The sequence below is a fragment of the Bartonella sp. AC130YNZD genome, assembly GCF_042196865.1.
Classification (GTDB): Bacteria; Pseudomonadota; Alphaproteobacteria; order Rhizobiales; family Rhizobiaceae; genus Bartonella.
The window spans coordinates 1-16,881 of record NZ_JBHIQZ010000004.1; the positions used below are offsets into that span (position 1 = coordinate 1).

14 protein-coding genes and 3 pseudogenes are annotated in these 16,881 nt (G+C 40.4%); 9 read left to right on the forward strand and 8 right to left on the reverse strand.

What is annotated here, in order from left to right; translation table 11 throughout:
• From ACFINU_RS02470 to virB11, 9 genes and pseudogenes are all read left to right on the forward strand, one after another.
• A partial coding sequence (locus tag ACFINU_RS02470) for a type IV secretion system protein (RefSeq protein ID WP_375617893.1) occupies positions 1-624 on the forward strand: 624 nt, incomplete at its 5' end.
• 24 nt (positions 625-648) lie between these two features.
• A complete protein-coding gene (locus ACFINU_RS02475) occupies positions 649-1,077 on the forward strand; it encodes an EexN family lipoprotein (RefSeq protein ID WP_375617892.1) in 429 nt (142 codons plus the stop codon).
• 304 nt (positions 1,078-1,381) lie between these two features.
• Positions 1,382-1,786 carry an EexN family lipoprotein gene (locus ACFINU_RS02480; protein WP_375667353.1) on the forward strand — a complete coding sequence of 135 codons (405 nt, stop codon included), beginning with the start codon at positions 1,382-1,384 and terminating at the stop codon, positions 1,784-1,786.
• Positions 1,787-1,812: 26 nt separating this feature from the next.
• Positions 1,813-2,742 carry a type IV secretion system protein gene (locus tag ACFINU_RS02485; RefSeq protein ID WP_375617890.1) on the forward strand — a complete coding sequence of 310 codons (930 nt, stop codon included), beginning with the start codon at positions 1,813-1,815 and terminating at the stop codon, positions 2,740-2,742.
• 64 nt (positions 2,743-2,806) lie between these two features.
• Positions 2,807-3,037, forward strand: coding sequence for a type IV secretion protein VblB7 (locus ACFINU_RS02490; protein ID WP_375617889.1), 231 nt, complete (start codon positions 2,807-2,809; stop codon positions 3,035-3,037).
• Positions 3,034-3,704 (forward strand): annotated as a pseudogene (locus ACFINU_RS02495) (virB8 family protein). The gene ACFINU_RS02490 and the pseudogene ACFINU_RS02495 overlap by 4 nt, the downstream one beginning before the upstream one ends.
• 2 nt (positions 3,705-3,706) lie before the next feature.
• Entirely contained in the window at positions 3,707-4,561 is an 855-nt protein-coding gene (gene virB9 / locus ACFINU_RS02500) for a P-type conjugative transfer protein VirB9 (protein ID WP_375617888.1), read from the forward strand.
• A 27-nt stretch (positions 4,562-4,588) separates the two neighbouring features.
• Positions 4,589-5,762: pseudogene (virB10, locus tag ACFINU_RS02505) on the forward strand (type IV secretion system protein VirB10).
• Positions 5,763-5,779: 17 nt separating this feature from the next.
• Positions 5,780-6,832, forward strand: a complete 1,053-nt coding sequence (gene virB11, locus ACFINU_RS02510) for a P-type DNA transfer ATPase VirB11 (protein ID WP_375617886.1) — start codon at positions 5,780-5,782, stop codon at positions 6,830-6,832.
• 54 nt (positions 6,833-6,886) lie between these two features.
• Here virB11 and ACFINU_RS02515 read toward each other — a convergent pair whose 3' ends face one another.
• The 8 genes and pseudogenes from ACFINU_RS02515 to ACFINU_RS02550 form a co-directional block, all read right to left on the reverse strand.
• Positions 6,887-7,105: a type II toxin-antitoxin system RelB/DinJ family antitoxin gene (locus ACFINU_RS02515; RefSeq protein WP_375617885.1), complete on the reverse strand. Its 219-nt coding sequence runs from the start codon at positions 7,103-7,105 to the stop codon at positions 6,887-6,889.
• Between the two features lie 78 nt (positions 7,106-7,183).
• On the reverse strand, positions 7,184-8,701 hold the full coding sequence (gene vbhT, locus ACFINU_RS02520) for a type II toxin-antitoxin system protein adenylyltransferase VbhT (RefSeq protein ID WP_375617884.1): 1,518 nt from the start codon (positions 8,699-8,701) through the stop codon (positions 7,184-7,186).
• On the reverse strand, positions 8,688-8,876 hold the full coding sequence (locus ACFINU_RS02525) for an antitoxin VbhA family protein (protein ID WP_375617883.1): 189 nt from the start codon (positions 8,874-8,876) through the stop codon (positions 8,688-8,690). The genes vbhT and ACFINU_RS02525 overlap by 14 nt, the downstream gene beginning before the upstream one ends.
• 170 nt (positions 8,877-9,046) lie before the next feature.
• On the reverse strand, positions 9,047-9,310 hold the full coding sequence (locus ACFINU_RS02530; RefSeq protein WP_375617882.1) for a HigA family addiction module antitoxin: 264 nt from the start codon (positions 9,308-9,310) through the stop codon (positions 9,047-9,049).
• 915 nt (positions 9,311-10,225) lie between these two features.
• The gene (gene glmM / locus ACFINU_RS02535) at positions 10,226-11,599 is read right to left on the reverse strand and encodes a phosphoglucosamine mutase (protein WP_375617881.1); all 1,374 of its coding nucleotides are present in this window, start codon (positions 11,597-11,599) and stop codon (positions 10,226-10,228) included.
• A 553-nt stretch (positions 11,600-12,152) separates the two neighbouring features.
• Positions 12,153-14,315, reverse strand: coding sequence for an ATP-dependent zinc metalloprotease FtsH (ftsH, locus tag ACFINU_RS02540; RefSeq protein ID WP_375617880.1), 2,163 nt, complete (start codon positions 14,313-14,315; stop codon positions 12,153-12,155).
• 114 nt (positions 14,316-14,429) lie between these two features.
• Positions 14,430-15,914 (reverse strand): tRNA lysidine(34) synthetase TilS, encoded by a 1,485-nt coding sequence (gene tilS / locus ACFINU_RS02545; protein WP_375617879.1) that lies wholly within the window; start codon positions 15,912-15,914, stop codon positions 14,430-14,432.
• A gap of 18 nt (positions 15,915-15,932) precedes the next feature.
• Positions 15,933-16,881 (reverse strand): annotated as a pseudogene (locus ACFINU_RS02550) (tol-pal system protein); the annotation flags it as partial.

Sequence of the window (16,881 nt, forward strand, 5' to 3'; positions counted from 1 at the left end):
CAACTTAACAAATTGCAAGAACAAATTCAGCAAGGCAAACAACAGCTTGACCAATTAAAGAGCCAACTCGATCAAGCGAAACAATTATATAACTCCCTAAATGTCAAGCCTGACATTTCGGGATTGAAAGAGATGTTTAACAAGCAAGGGAGCAGTGGCGCCCTCCCTTCTGACTTTAACCACTTTCAACAATCGATGGGCAGCGGTGGTGGCGGCAGCAAAAACACGAAAAAATGGCAAGAAGAACTTAAATACAAAGAGCCCGCGGGGGGCGCAGACTCAAAAGAGGCAGTAGATGCTTTTTACACACAGGAAGTGAAAAAAGCTGAACAGCGCGTAGTAGGAGAAGCGGCAAAAGGACAAGACGTCTACGAAGAAGCCAGTGAAACACAAAAAAAAATTACCAAGCTCCTTGACGAACTTGGAAGTACTGAAGATGCAGGTAAAATTCAAGGCATTCAAGCACAATTATCAGCGGTACAAGCAGACCTCCAAACAAAAATACTCCAAATGCAAGCTGCCATGATGATTCAACAAGCAGAAGAAAAAGCTGCAGAAAGACGTGAAATGGAAGAATTTAAAGCACGAACCAAAGCTTTAGCCCAAAAACTGCGTGGTCAATAAACGAAAAAAAAGAGGGGCTTGAACATGAACAAGATCATCATAACAACATTGCTGCTTTGCACTGGAATTATCGCTGCTGGATGTGAAAAAACCTATAGCGTTGCAGAATTTAAAAAAGATAAAAAATTGATGGGAGAGTGGAATGCGAAATGTGGATTTGCAGGAACTTCAAAAAATTGTGAAAACCTAAGATTAGCACAACTTGAACTTCAAAAGGAATATGAAGCAAAAGCTGAAGAGAGAATTAGGGAACACAACGAAAACATGCGTAAAGCGCAGGAAGAATTTGAAGCCGAAATGCGAGCTGAACATGAAAGAAGGCAAGCCGAAATAGCAAAAAAAGAAGCTGAACTAGAAAAATGGAAAGCTGAAGAAAAAGCAAAAGAACAAGCCGAAAGAGAAGCAGAAGAACGCGCTAAAAGAGAAGCTGAACAACAACAAAATAACCATTAAACTATAAAAAACACGATGAAGAGCGGAGCATCTAAATGGCAATAGAAACCAGAAGTGTATTTACTTGGATAGATGATACTGTAATAGATTCCCTTACAAAAATAATGGATAGCACCATTACACACCACTATTGCGCTTTAGTGGCTCAACTTAAAGAGCTTTATGTACTTTATAATATATTTATGGCAACATTATGTCTGTGCTCTAGATTTATCATCACTGGTTATAAAAACCGATAACACAAGCATAATTTAAAGATTGTGCTCAAACCTTGTAAAACTGAAAGGAAAAAGGGGAAATATTGATGAATAAAGTTCTCATAACAACATTGCTACTTGGCACTGGAATTATCGCTGCTGGATGTGAAAAAACCTATAGCGTCGCAGAATTTAAAAAAGATGAAAAATTACGCCTAGAGTGGGATGCGAAATGTGGATTTGCAGGAACTTCAAAAAATTGTGAAAACATGCGGTTAGCATTTTTAGAACTTCAGAAAGAGTATGAAGCAAAAGCAGCAGAAAGAAGTCGTAAAATTGCAGAAGAAAATCGCAAAAGATATGAAGAATTTATGGCGAAACAAAAAGCCAGACTTGAAAAAAGGGAGGCTGAGACTCAAAAAATACTCGAAAAACAAAGAGCGGAAACACGCGCTGAAGAAGAACGAAGAGCAAAAGAGCGCGCGGCAGAAGAACAACAAAATAACCATTAAGACATAATGAAGAGCGGAGCATCTCAATGGCAGTAGAAAGCAAAGGCATATTCACTAAGATAGACAATATGTTGATGGATCCCCTTACAAAGACAATGAATGACGCCATTGCCCATCTTTCATCAAGCTTAGGTGCTCCGCTTAAGCTGTCTTGTACCATTTACATTATATTTATGGGCTACAATATCATCTATGGGCGCTCTTCCATGCCCTTATGGGAATTTATAGCGACAACTTTCAAACTCGGCATCGTTGTTTCACTTGCCACAAAGGCTGCTCTTTATAATGAGTGGGTCAGTGGTATATTTTTCCATGATCTGCCAAATGCCATTGCAAATGTCACACAAGGTGCACATGTGGATCGAAATGTATGGGACAATATGATGAACCAAGCTGGAGCACAAGTTTTGGACGCAGCAAACCAGTACACAGGTCTGACTCAAATGGGGATGTTTATTGCGACATGGATTGCTGGTTTTATCTGCCTAGTTGCTGCTGCCTTTTTTTGTCTAGTCGGTTTTGTTGTTTCATTATTTGCTAAATTGGGTTTGTTTCTTGTCCTATCAATAGGACCACTCTTCATAAGCCTCTATATGTTTTCCTCAACCAGAAAATTCACAGAGGCATGGTTAGGGCAAGTTGCAAACTTCATCATTTTATATGTGTTAGTCGTGCTGCTTGGTGGTTTATATGTTAACATTTCAATGAAAGTTTTTTCAGGAGATATTACAAATATCTTCACTACTTTAATTCAGTTCTTGGTTGTTGGTCTTGGTGGTATTTACCTTTTCCTCAGACTCCCTGATATCGCATCAGCTTTAGCTTCTGGTGGAGCTGCTCTTACAGGATCAACGAAAGCAGGTGTCGACGCAGTAAAAGCTCCTTTCAAAGCTATGAAGAAGCGTATGGATAAGATGGAACAGAAAGCAATGGCAGTATTAGGCCTAATAAAATGAAAGGAAATGGAAGAATGTTAAAAAAATTGGGGTAATCTTACCGTTTCTCTTTCTCAGTGGCTGTATGTCTTCACCAAACACGCTGAAGTCACTGCCAAAATGTGATGGATATTCTAAGCGACCGCTCAACAAATCGATGTGGAATTGGGAAGAGAAAAAACCCACGCCCACACCCATTATCATCAGTAACAACACCCCTTCACCCGTGAAAGAAGGGAAGCTGGAAATGCTTCTCACACAAAAATTAACGGATGAAGAAATAAAATCCTACAAAGATTGCGGAAAAAAGGCATGAAAGAAAAAGACGTAGAACAATATATTGCCGAAGCGCGCTCGTTTGATCAAGACCGCATGCTCGCTTCACGCCGCACCACCCGCGTCTCCCTTACCATTGCCGGCATCGCCGTTGCAGTTGCAATAATGTCTTCTCTCGCGGTCATCACCCTCACACCCCTTAAAACCGTGGAACCCTTTGTCATTCGCGTCGACATTCAACCGGCATTGTTGAAGTTGTGGAAGCCTTAAAAGAAGGTCCCACAAACGTCGACGAAGCCATCACACGCTACTTCGCCGCAAAATATGTCCGCTTCCGTGAAGGTTTCGTCGTAGAAGAAACACAAAATAACTTCGAAACCATCTCTCTCCTCTCTTCACCTGAAGAACGAGAAAGATTTGCTGGATGGTACGGCGCAAAAAATCCCCAAAGTCCTCAAATTCTTTATAAACACGCCACCGTTACAATAACAATAAAATCAATTTCTTTTATCAATGAAAATGTCGCCCAAGTGCGTTACTACAGAACTGTGCGTAACAACGACAACAACAAAGAATTTATCACACACTGGGTCTCAACACTTACCTTTGAATATATCAATGCCCCTATCTCTGTCCAAAACCGTTTAATAAATCCTCTAGGGTTTATTGTTAATGAATATAGAACCGATCCGGAAGTGGTCAACTGATCATGAAAAAAAATTTTCTTTTTCTCATTCTCAACATGGCTGTTGCCTTTTCTTTGATGAATATAAGCCATGCCAGTGTTTTTCCCACCCGCGCGCCAAGCGATAGCCGCATTCGCTTTATTAATTATGATGCTTATAATGTCACAAAAATTATTGGCTCCATACGCTCATCCGTACAAATAGAATTTTCTGCCAATGAAGAAATTGCTCATGTAGCGATTGGCAACAGCGTTGCATGGGAAGTTGCACCAGCGGGTAATATTCTTTTTCTAAAGGCAAGAGAAATCCAACCCATTACCAATCTCCAAGTCGTCACCACAAAGCTTGATGGCTCAAAGCGCTCTTATCAATTTGAACTCATCATTAAAGATGGAGAAATTTCCTCTGGACAAGAAACATATTTCCTTGTGAAATTCCGCTACCCACAAGAGGAAGCAGAACAAAGAAGACTTGCAGCCCTTATGCGACAAGAAAAAAAACAATCCCAACAGATTGATGGTATCTTCAACGCTTCTGAAACCTATGGACCACGCAATTGGGCTTACACCGCTCAAGGCTCTATCACTCTTGAACCCTCATCTGTTTATGACAATGGCAAAACAACAACATTTACATTTCCCGACAACCAAGAAATCCCTGCCATTTATATTGTCAGCAATGACGGTACAGAAGCGCTGGTTCCCAAAACCACAAGAAGCAACATGGTGATTGTCCATGCCATTAGCGCACGCTTCACCCTAAGACAGGGAAAAAACGTCCTATGCGTCTTTAATGAAGCCTATCAACCCAAAGGCGTTAATCCAGGAACCGGAACCACCTCACCAGCTGTTGAACGTAAAATTGTATCAGATCTTTAAATAAGCGGGAATTAAAGGGGACAACACATGAGTGATAAATCAATCATCGAAGATCGCGGATCTATTGGGGATGGCAAAAACAATAGCGCCAAAACCGCCGGCAAAAAAATAGTTGTCGCAATCGCCTGTATAGGAATCTGCGGCTATGTGCTCTGGAACATCTTATCCCCCCCCCACAGAACAAAAAGACACCGCAAAAGCTCATAAAAAACAAGAACAAAGCTTTCACAATTCCCTCGCCCCTTTAGAGCTCGCGCCCTCTGACCCGCGTGCAAACATAGCGCCAATAACCTTACCACCCCCACAACCACTCGCACAAGAACCGAAAAAAGATGACCCACTACTTGATGCCGCAAGACGCGCCCCTGTCTTAGCTTTTGCCAAAGGCTCTAAATCTCAATTAAAAGACATCGTCAACACCACTCTCACCCCCCTTGAAAAATTCCATGCCCTCGAAAATCTCGCGAATGCGCAAAATTCTCCTGCCCTTCAAGACACACAAAATTTTGCGACCCTATTAAAGCCTACCAAAACAGAAGAAACAAAAGCAAAACTCATCGGCAATAGGAACTTTATCATCGCCATGGGAACCTCTATCCCCTGTATCTTAGAAACGGCATTAAACAGTGAGCAACCAGGCTTTGCAAGCTGCATCATCAACCGTGATATCCTCTCTGACAATGGGCGCGTTGTTTTGCTTGATAAAGGAACCCAAGTGATTGGCGAATACCGCGGAGGGATAAAACAAGGTCAATCCCGCCTCTTTGTTCTCTGGACAAGAGCAAAAACTCCAACCGGTGTCATCATCGACCTTGCCTCACCCGCAACAGACAGTTTAGGAAGAGCTGGTTTTGATGGCAACATCAACACCCATTGGTGGGAACGCTTTGGCTCTTCCCTTTTGTTGACCGTTATTGATGGTGCCACAACAGTTTTAACAAATAAAATAGTAGGCAATTCCAATAAAGAAGGTTCAAACAACTCTGGAGGCGGCGGTTTTGAAGGCGCAAACAACACTGGAAAAGAGGCCGCCAGTATTGCTCTTGAAAATCAAATCAATATCCCTCCTACCTTAGAAAAATTTCAAGGCGAACTCGTCAACATCTTTGTAGCAAGAGATCTCGATTTTTCATCTGTCTATAAACTAGTCGTAAAGAGCAAAAGGAACCGTTCTACTCCCAGCTATTCCTTTTTTCATTAAGCCAATAAAGTCACATTATGCCAACAGCAAAAAACATAGAACGAGCCTCTATCGTTTTAACAAAATTAAAAATCTTAGATGACTTCCTCAATAATGAAAATTTATTTGAGATTGTTGTCAATCGCCCAGGCGAAGTGATTGTTGAGGGTCCAAATGGTTGGCAAACCCACATCTTAAAAGAGCTAACCTACAGCGAACTAGAAGGGATTGCGAAAGTTGTTGCTGCCTACACAACACAAAAAATCAGTGTAGAAAACCCCGTTCTCTCCGCAACACTGCCAAACAACGAACGCATACAAATTGTTATGCCTCCAGCAGTTGCAGCCAATACCATTAGCATGACCATTCGTAAACCTTCATCACGCACTTTTTCTCTTGAAAGTTTACATGAAAACAATCTGTTTTCTGTCGCCCAAAACACCAGTTTCACACCCACGCAACAAATGACAGAACGATTATCCGAACTCTCTGATACAGACAAAGAGCTAACAGATCTCTTTATCGCCAAAGACTTTTGCACCTTTTTAGAAAGAGCCATTATTACACAACAAAATATCTTAATATCGGGCAAAACCGGTTCTGGTAAAACAACCCTCTCCAAAGCTTTAATTGCAAAAATCCCTGACTATGAACGAATTCTCACCATAGAAGACACGCCCGAGCTTGTCGTTCCACACACAAACAAAGTGCAGCTCTTTTATTCAAAAGATAATCAAGGCTTAGCAAAAGCTGGAGCAAAAGAACTGCTTGAATCTGGATTGCGTATGCGCCCCGACAGAATTCTTTTGCAAGAGCTGCGTGATGGTACAGCCTTTTACTATATCCGTAATGTCAACTCTGGTCACCCCGGCTCCATTACCACCGTCCACGCCTCAACAGCACTTGCAGCCTTCGAACAAATGACCCTTTTAGTCAAAGAAAGTGACGGTGGTGGTAATTTAGCGCGCGATGATATCCGCGGCTTGTTAATCTCGATGATAGATGTCATCATCCAATGCAAACGCCTCGAAGGAAAATTTCGTGTAACAGAAATCTATTACGACCCCTTCAAACGCCGTGATGCTTTTTAAAAGCTGTCGAAATCACTTAAATAAATCATTCATATCTTTCGCGAAATATACATCTTATCCTTTTTTACTCTTTTCAAAAGTTTTAAGCGTTTCCGCATTAGAAATAGACATATCAAATGGTAATCCTCTTTCATCAACAACTTTAGCTAAAGAAATTCGTATGAAATCAGACACCGTAAGTCCTAAACTTGCTAATATTTCACCAGCTTCTTTTTTCAACTTCTTATCTATATTTGCTCGAACAACATCTTTTGAATCTACGGCTACACTCATAGTAAAACTCCTTTAGTTACCTTCTTATGTGTGGATAGAATGAGTTATAATAACAAGTTTCTAATGTTCTAAATTTCTTTATCGCGAAACATCTTTTGACTTTGTTTCCGCTATCGCATTGATTTGCTCCTGTTGTCTCTGTTGCAAAAATTTAACTGCTGTTTGAAGCTCGTTCACAAGCTTTTTATCTTGCGGCTGATTTTGGGGTATTGCTTTTGACAAGTCAAAGTCTTGTTTATGAATGGCATCCTGTCCAAAACGTTTATCTAAAGCACTTTGTAGCTTTAAAAACTCTTGATTGATCTGCTCTGGTATCTTTGAATAACTATCACGACCAGCTTCAACATTTTTCATAAAAGTCACTGCTTCTTGTGAAAGTGACGGAACCTCTACTTTTAACTGTTCACGCTCCCGCGTAAAACTATCCATATGTATCTCATAAGAATTCTTATAAAAGGATTGAAGCTTTTTAATAGAAGAAAGTGCAAAAGGAACATGATAAAGCGCTTCTTTTCGTTCTTTTCCTGTAGATTTGAGTTTATCGATTAAACGATCTGACCCACGCAGTTCGCCTGCTCTATCAGGTTCCCTTTCCAAAATATCAGGCAATTTATCGCCTTTACCCGCTAAAATTGTTTGCTCAATCCTAAGCGCAGCCTCTTGCGGATCTTTATAAATAGATGCTAAACGACTGTTTAACTCCTTAAACATATTAACATAAGATTTTTCATTCCTAAGAGCGCTAAGCGCTTTCTGTTCTAAATTAGAATTATCTATATAAGCCGCAAGGTATGGCTCTCGTTCTGTTGCTTTTGCAACAACATTCAAATCATTTTGTGATTGTTCAAGTTCTTCTTTTTGACGTTTAGCAAAACTTGTCTTTTCTCTATCCCAAGGAGTTTCAATCTTCTTTTTTTGTTGTTCCAAGCATTCTTTATTAAGATCAACGCAAAAAGCAATATTTTTGCCAATACCTTGAGAAACATCATCCCTTTTATTTTCTGTAAACTTGATAAGGTTCTTATAGATGAGTGCAGACAGATATTCTGAATTACCAAAATGTGCTTCAATTGACGCACGTGTCATTTCTTGTCGCTCAATACCCTTCCAGTTGATATGATAACCAGCTTCACGAGCAAGCTGCACCATAAATTCACGCTGAGTACGCCCATTCCCCTCTCGAAACGGATGCAACGCATTCAACTCGCCCATGTAATATCCAGCCCTTTGGCTAAAGTCATAAGCGCCAAGACCACGCAGATACTGTTCTTTTGCGAGCTTTTGTATAATCTTCGGTGCATAACTTTCAATCTGATTATAACTAGCAAATATACTATTACCTTTGGCAATATCCACTAAACGAATTTGTCCCGCCCATTCATATATGTCGCCAAACAGCCTTCTATGGATCTCTTTCATGTAATCCAGATCAAATTTACCACCAATAGGAGTATGTACAAATTCGAAAGATTTTACATAAGTAATAGTAGATTCTACACGCTGCAGTGTGGCTTTGTCTTTAATACCAAGCCGATTATACATCACACCAGTTTCAGGATCAGTATAAGAATCGCCGCTCCCCTTATACTTCTCCACGTCTTACACGCTCCATATAATCTGTGATGATATCACTTATTTCAAGTTCACCTATAATATAACGCTCTACTTGAGCAACAACCAGCGGATCTGGCTCTAATCCCTCTAAACGTTGGCTTGCCAATGCATTTTCAGCATAAATGCGACGCAGCTTAATTTCCTCTTCACTCAACATATAAAACCCTCATTTGCTTACATTTATTATAGCCAAACAGACTATAGAAACCAGATTTTATTCCTTGTCTTACCCCCGCGTCACATCTTTTGACCTTGTACGCTCATACGCATGATTTAGCTCTTGTATACGTCTCTGTTGCAAAAATTTAACCGCCGTTTGAAACTCTTTTATGCAATAAGACTGTTGTTAAGGAATTTTTTTGATAGATCATAATTTGTTTGCACAGCAAGCCAAGCACGTGCTGTGCTTACACCAAACATTTCAAGCTTAATAGCAAGATTAGCTCTCATAGCGGCTTTTTCATTTAAAACTCTAGAAAGTGCTACACGAGATATACCAAGCCACTCTGCTGCTTCATTAAAGGATAAACCAAGCTCTTTGATCACATCTTCATGCAATAATTCACCGGGATGTGAAGGATTCTTCATCATTGTTTAGATCTCCTTTTTGATGATAATCCAGATAATCAACCATTTCGACATCTATGCTACCAAAGCGAAATATTACGCGACAATTTCCATTTACAGTAATTGACTAATAACCCTTGAAATCACCCTTTAGCAGATATAATCAAAAAGACGAATAACTCAAAATCTTTTGGCGATACATCTACTTCAAGAGCACTTAGAATACGCTTTAATTTTTGAGTATGGGCGGTTCTAATCCCTTCAGTCGTACCAGTATTATAGAAAGCTTCAATCCTTTTATGTTTAAATCTTAAAATCATACATGAATATAGAGTGTATCTCTCCAAGATACAAAAAATGTTCATTATTTTTACATCACACGGCTTTTTTTACTTTATAAACATTAGAACTGTCGTGAAAAAATTGATCATTCTCATCTCTTTCTCATTATTCTACTAATTATTGGAAAAGTATAAGTTCATAATTAGGAGGAGCTAAACGTAATAGAGAGCGTATCGTATCTCCAATTGGCAGCGGCACTTAGAAACATCAAGATGATATAACCACAATGACCATTGCTGTTTGATGTTCATGGGGCGCTGCACCCGCTGGATATCCAGTAAAAAGAATGAATAATACTAATAAACTCTCCCCCTACAAACTCTGTTAAACTAATAACCGGTTTACGAATAAGTAAAAGAAAAAGGAAAATCAAAAAAAGGCATATTTTTCATATCTTACGAAATATAGAGAAATCTATACGCATTGTAGTTATTAGAATTGGACTTTTCCCTTTTTTATTTAATTTTGTTCGTAGATAGAGTATCCATTACCGTTATTACATCACTGAGTTAATAATCATACCTTTTGTAATTGCCAAAATCCCACATTATAATCAGACCTTTATTCAAAGATGATCTGATAATTTTCTCAAAAAATTCAAGATTCCTCAAGTGCAGTCCCCATGCGTACATCATGATGAATAATAACATCCATCAACTCTGTCACAACAGTGTCCAATACTTCTCGTGCATCGCCTTCAGCCATAAGACGGATAACCGGTTCCGTTCCAGAAGCGCGGATCACCAGCCGTGCCTCTTTTCCCAACCGTTTCTCTGCTTGATCAATGGCCGTTTTGACGGGATTTTTTTTCAGGACATTTTTATTTTTAATCGTTACATTTTTTAAAATTTGCGGTACAGGTTCAAACCGTTTACACAATTGGCTCATAGGGCTTTGACTTTCCTTCATACAGGCTAAAATCTGCAATGCAGCCACCAAACCATCACCCGTTGTACCAAAATCACTGAGCACGATATGGCCAGAAGCCTCACCACCAACATTATATCCCTTTTGGCGCATGGCATCGACAACATAACGATCTCCAACTTTTGTCCTTACAAGGTGCAATCCTTTGCTATTCAAGAAACGCTCTAGTCCAAGATTTGACATAATCGTTGTGACAACACCATTGCACCGTAATCGTCCCATTTTATGCCAATTTTCAGCAATTACAGCAATCAACTGATCTCCATCAACCGTTTGTGCTTTTTCATCAACAATGAGAACACGATCTCCATCTCCATCAAGAGCAATCCCCACATCAGCACGCACTTCATGCACTTTTCGTTTTAAAGAGCTTAAATCGGTTGATCCACATTTTTGATTAATATTGGTCCCATTGGGCTCATCATGAATAGCAAAAACCTCAGCCCCCAATTCCCATAAAGCACGGGGAGCCGCTTTATAAGCAGCCCCATTGGCACAATCCACAACAATACGCACAGTATCTAAGCGAACATCACGCGGCAAAGTTCGTTTGGCATATTCAATATAACGATAAATATCTCCCTCAACCCGTTTTGCATAACCAATTTCGGCAGAACTTGCTAAAGACTTTGAAAGATCTGTATCGATCAATTGTTCAATTTTCGCTTCCATATCATCTGAAAGCTTAAAACCATCAGGACCAAACAGTTTAATTCCATTATCATAGAACGGATTATGAGAAGCAGAAATCATCACCCCAAGATCCGCGCGCAAAGAGCGGCAAAGCATTGCAACAGCAGGTGTTGGCACTGGACCCAATAAAAAAGCTTCCATCCCCGCAGCAGTCAATCCTGAAACCAAAGCGTTTTCCAACATATAGCCAGATAATCTTGTATCCTTGCCAATCACCACACGATGAGATTGATGTTGTGAGCGAAATAAAACCCCTACAGCCATCCCCACCTTCATGGCAAAATCGGGTGTCATAGGAAATGAATTGGCTTTCCCCCGAATTCCATCTGTACCAAAATATTTTTGCACCATGCCTCTTTCCTTTAATATATAATTCTTCCCTTGGCTTTTCCTTAAAACCCTAACAAGCCCCCCTTGGTACAATAGTCCTCCTCTCCCCGTATAAAATCAGATCATTGATCTTAAACCTTCATGCATTTAGACAATCAAGCCCCCTATTCACCATCTACACATCTAAACCACTCTCAAGCAATTATGTTTACACCCTTACACATAAAAGCAATATTATCTCCTCAAAATGCTCTATACATCCCTTTAACACAACCAACGGATAATCTCACACACTTGCTAAATCCGTAAAGAAACCCAGCATCAAACCTCATACCCTACCAAATCAGCAAGGAAATCTATCGCCTAACCTTACAACCCCTACCACATTAGAAAAGCAACAGTCCACCTTGCCTTGTAGCATGCTAAAGCCGTCATCATACAACGGCTTTGCTTAATTTTTTGCTTCCATATTTTTGCAAATATTACAAGAAAGGCGCAAACAAAACTTGCGCCTTTCTCAAAGAATTTAAAAGTTTTCCTAAAACATCGTCACTCAAGCGATATTAAACAGTTCTTATTTTTCTTTATCATGTCCCGCAGTATTGGACTTCTTTTCAGCATTACTTTTAGAGCGGTTGACTGATTTTGTGGTACTTTTTGTGCTTTGCGATTTTTTCTCAGTCTCATCCGATTGCACTTCTTTAGACTGAGCCTCCTTAGGCTCAACATTACCGGATTTTGCTGTTTTTTTCCCAACAGCTGCCTCTGCTTTACCTGCCTTGCCTTTATCGGTCTCTTCTTTATGAGGCACTGTTTTAGGAGCTGCTTCAGCATTTTTTTCATCTACCACTGTTATCTCTGCTCTGACCGTTCCAGTTTTTGGAACAGAAGACCCCCGTGGCGCAGCCCCCTCATCTTTCTGTGTGCGTGAAGGAGGCTTTCCTGCAATAACTTCGTTAATTTCAGCTCCCGTTAAAGTCTCATATTCCAACAAACCTTGTGCCAAAGCAAACCATTCTTTTCTTTTTGTTTTCAAAATGTTTGTCGCATTTTTATAGGCATCATCAATAAGCTTACGCACTTCCATATCAATCATGCGCGCTGTTTCTTCAGAAACATTTTGTGTTCGCGCAACAGAATGACCCAAAAAGACTTCATCTTGGTTATCGCCATAAGCTACATTTCCAAGCAGATCAGAAAATCCCCACCGTGTGATCATCGCGCGTGCTAATTTCGTTGCTTGTTCAATATCAGAAGAAGCACCGGAGGTGATATTTTCCTTTCCAAACTTTAATTCTTCAGCCACACGTCCACCCATCATAATGGCCAGACGAGAAATCATCCAGCGATAACTCATAGAATAGCGATCGCCTTCAGGCAATTGCATCACCATTCCCAATGCTCTTCCCCTTGGAACGATTGTTGCTTTGTGGACAGGATCAGCAACCGGCACATTAAGAGCCACAATAGCATGTCCTGCTTCATGATAGGCAGTGAGTTCTTTTTCCTCTTGTGTCATAGCGGTTGAACGACGTTCAGCCCCCATCATCACCTTATCTTTGGCATCTTCGAATTCTTGCATCGTGACAACTCTTTTATTACGGCTTGCAGCCATAAGAGCAGCTTCATTGACCAGATTCATCAGGTCCGCACCGGAAAATCCTGGTGTACCCCTTGCCAAAATTTTCAAATCAACGTTAGGCGCTAAAGGCACGTTGCGCACATGCACTTTCAAGATTTGTTCACGCCCAGAAACATCAGGGTTTGGCACAACAACTTGCCGATCAAAACGCCCTGGTCTCAATAAAGCAGGATCAAGCACATCGGGACGGTTTGTTGCGGCAATAAGAATAATACTTTCATTGGGCTCAAACCCATCCATTTCGACAAGCAACTGGTTTAAGGTCTGTTCACGTTCATCGTTTCCACCGCCAAGACCAGCCCCCCTATGGCGTCCAACAGCATCAATTTCATCGATAAAGATAATACAAGGTGCATTTTTTTTAGCCTGTTCGAACATATCGCGCACACGGCTTGCCCCAACACCAACGAACATTTCAACAAAATCAGACCCTGAAATGGTAAAGAATGGCACATTGGCTTCACCGGCCACAGAGCGTGCTAGCAAAGTTTTACCGGTTCCTGGAGGACCAACAAGCAAAACACCGCGTGGGATACGCCCCCCTAAGCGTTGAAATTTTTGTGGTTCGCGTAAAAATTCAACAATTTCTTGAAGATCTTGCTTTGCTTCTTCAACGCCAGCAACATCTTTAAAGGTAATACGCCCCTGCGCTTCATTAAGCAATCTTGCTTTCGATTTCCCAAATCCCATTGCACCGCGTGACCCATTTTGCATTTGCCGCATAAAAAAGACCCACGCCCCCACGATAATAATAACAGGCAACAAGGAAAAGAGGAGATTGAGGAAAATGCTATTTCCAGAGCTTTCAGGAATAGCTTTAACATTAACGTTTTTGCTTTCCAATTTTTGTATCAAACCTGGATCGCGAGGAGCATAGGTTGAAATAGCTCTATGTTCAATGGTTTTTCCTGTTAATTTTTGACCTTGAATGGTCACAGATTTCAACTCATTATTCTCAACTTTTTGCAAAAATTCAGAATAGGAGACTTCTCCACCACCAGAACGTTGGCTATCTCCATTAAAGAGAGAAAACGACACAATCAAAATCAATGCAATAACTCCCCAAATAAGGAGAGAGCGGTAATTGGAATTCATATTCAGCCCACTTAATCAAATATAGATTTCAAACAGTTCCCCTTAACATATAACCTTGTCAGTCCCTTGCCAAGGGATGAGAAGCTGTTTATTTTCTTTTAGAGTGATTTTCCTTTATCTTTTCACCTCAATATTAAAAAAAGGTTCCACAACATTCACCAAGGCAGCATCTTCTCGTGAGGAAAGCCAATCGAAAGGTGCCATAATCCGCTTGACGATAACATGTTTATGAACAACTGCTTGAGAAAGCAACTCTGGAATATCATACCCTTTATGATTTGAGATCATCAGCAGCGATTGTAAAGAGGGAAAATGAGGCTTTTCAAGCTCAAAATCGCTATTTTTTAATAAAAATTTCAGCTGTTCTAAATTTGCGGCTCCAACCTTTATAGCCTCATATCCATGATTTGTGATATGATAGCGCCCATCCCATATAAAAGTTTTATCTGGCTCAATGATAGCCTCTTTCATATTTCGCCCTTCACGCCACAAAGAAATTCCCTGCTTGTTATATTCAATAACAGAGCCCGCATAAGTAAAACGCTTCTTTTCTGGAGAATCGAGACAGAGTTTTTGAACAAGCATGCTTAATTTCTGATTGGGGAGCAAATAAAATCCCCCTCCCATCAGCACAGCAAAGAGCCCCACCACGAAAGGAAAACTGGAATGTTTCTGTAAAAATAGCGCAGGCTTTGCTATGAAACAACGCCCATGTTGGACAGTAATATCCAGCGCTAAGATCAAATCAGCAATATTTTTTGCTTGTTGACGACGCTGCAATGCGGCTTCATTTATTTTTTGAGTAATATAAGCCAATTTTTGTGGAGAAAGAGATTGACGCACGCGCACACGTTCAAAATTGCGATCTTCATTGGTTGGATCATCAATCCATGTTTGTCCTTGTAAACGTAAATAATTCCGTAATGTTTGGCGTTTTACACCAAGGAGTGGACGAATCAAACGCACTTTTCTATGCAACAACGCCTCACGCGGAATACAGGATAAACCACGCTCATAGAGGGGATCATAGTTTTTTTCGGCAATATTTTTTCTCGTTTCTCTGGTATGATCCTCATCATGTATACCCTCGGCTTCACCGCGCAAAAAACCGGCAAAAACGCCCGCAGAAACTCCATCACGCATAACAGCTTCACTATATAAAGCACCTCTATTCTTTTGGAGACGTTGATACCGCATTTGATAGGTTTCAACCTGATCATTGAGTGTATGGCCCGTCATAATAACTGATGCGCCATGTTTTTGTGCTTCTTTAACCAAGAGATTATAGCGTGCAACACGCGCGCTAGAAGCAATATGCGTCTTTGGCTTTTCGCCTTCCCATCGCACAGTGATATGTTGAATATCATGGACACGACAAATTTTCGCAACAGTTTCTGCCTCACGCATCGATTCTTTACGCAATTGATGATCAACCGTGACAACAATCATTTCTGGAGGAAATACGAGAGTTTCCAAATGCTCTTTGACCAAAAACATCAAAGCCAAAGAATCACTTCCCCCTGAGACGGCAAGAATCAACTTCTGACATTGAATAAAATCCGATGTTTTAAAGAGATTTCTTGCCAGTCTAACGCACACCGAAAACGACCTCGCTGTTTATTTTGCAGGTTTACAAAAAACAGATGCTAATGTTTGTTGACGTTTTGATTTTTTCACAAAATGAGCACAATCGTCTTTATTTGGCTCAAGAGCGACCATACTTCTTGCTAATTTCAGCAAAATCTCGGAGGTATAGAGCTTCTTTTTATCTGCATACCATGCGGTAAGATAAACTTGTGCTGCTTCATGATAGCGTTTTTGCCCCAACAAAGATTCAGCCAACCAAAATAAAGCGTCATCACTCAAAGAATCTTTTTTGTAACGATTTTGAAAAGCGCAAAAGCTTTTTTCAGCATCAACATAGTTAGCAGAACGAATAAAATCATACCCTTCCTTATACAAAGCTTTAGAAGAAGAAAGATTGTCACTCTGATGTGCTTCAATTGGAGCACTTACTTCATGCGCTTTGTTAAAAGGTTGACTGTTTTCATGGTCATGGCTCTCCACCTTAGCTTCTACAGCAGCAACCTTTGTCTGATCACCTGTACTATGGTCCTGCTCCATCTCTTCTTTTACAGTCTGAGATTTTTCATCTACAGCAGACTTTTCAAAAGAACAAGAATAAACAGAAGAGGCTTCTGTATCAAAAAGCTCGTGAAACTGCTTGTTAACATTTTTTAAACTGTTATGCTCAAGCACCATTCGTATCTTATGCAAAAGCTTATCTAAATCATAATCTTTAAATAAAGCCTGTTGATTCTCTAAAATAATCCCTTGGTGCTCCGCAACACTAGTAGCTTTTTCCACCACATCAGATGCTGCTTTATCGGCTGCTTCAGGTGCTTTCTTCATAGCATCGACAGCCTTATTAACAGCGTCAGTGGCTTTTTCCACCACACTAGATGCTGCTTTATCAGCTGCTTCAGGTTCTTCCTTCACAGCATCGACAGCCTTATTAACAGCGTCAGTGGCTTTTTCCGCTGCATCAGATGCTGCTTTATCAGCT

Bases quoted from the DNA above. Each gene is read 5' to 3' on its own strand.
- ACFINU_RS02490 (WP_375617889.1), top strand. From the start codon at position 2,807: ATGTCTTCACCAAACACGCTGAAGTCACTGCCAAAATGTGATGGATAT.
- virB9 (WP_375617888.1), top strand. From the start codon at position 3,707: ATGAAAAAAAATTTTCTTTTTCTCATTCTCAACATGGCTGTTGCCTTT.
- ACFINU_RS02480 (WP_375667353.1), top strand. From the start codon at position 1,382: ATGAATAAAGTTCTCATAACAACATTGCTACTTGGCACTGGAATTATC.
- ftsH (WP_375617880.1), bottom strand. From the start codon at position 14,315: ATGAATTCCAATTACCGCTCTCTCCTTATTTGGGGAGTTATTGCATTG.
- ACFINU_RS02525 (WP_375617883.1), bottom strand. From the start codon at position 8,876: ATGTTGAGTGAAGAGGAAATTAAGCTGCGTCGCATTTATGCTGAAAAT.
- ACFINU_RS02475 (WP_375617892.1), top strand. From the start codon at position 649: ATGAACAAGATCATCATAACAACATTGCTGCTTTGCACTGGAATTATC.
- ACFINU_RS02515 (WP_375617885.1), bottom strand. From the start codon at position 7,105: ATGAGTGTAGCCGTAGATTCAAAAGATGTTGTTCGAGCAAATATAGAT.
- ACFINU_RS02485 (WP_375617890.1), top strand. From the start codon at position 1,813: ATGGCAGTAGAAAGCAAAGGCATATTCACTAAGATAGACAATATGTTG.
- ACFINU_RS02530 (WP_375617882.1), bottom strand. From the start codon at position 9,310: ATGATGAAGAATCCTTCACATCCCGGTGAATTATTGCATGAAGATGTG.
- glmM (WP_375617881.1), bottom strand. From the start codon at position 11,599: ATGGTGCAAAAATATTTTGGTACAGATGGAATTCGGGGGAAAGCCAAT.
- virB11 (WP_375617886.1), top strand. From the start codon at position 5,780: ATGCCAACAGCAAAAAACATAGAACGAGCCTCTATCGTTTTAACAAAA.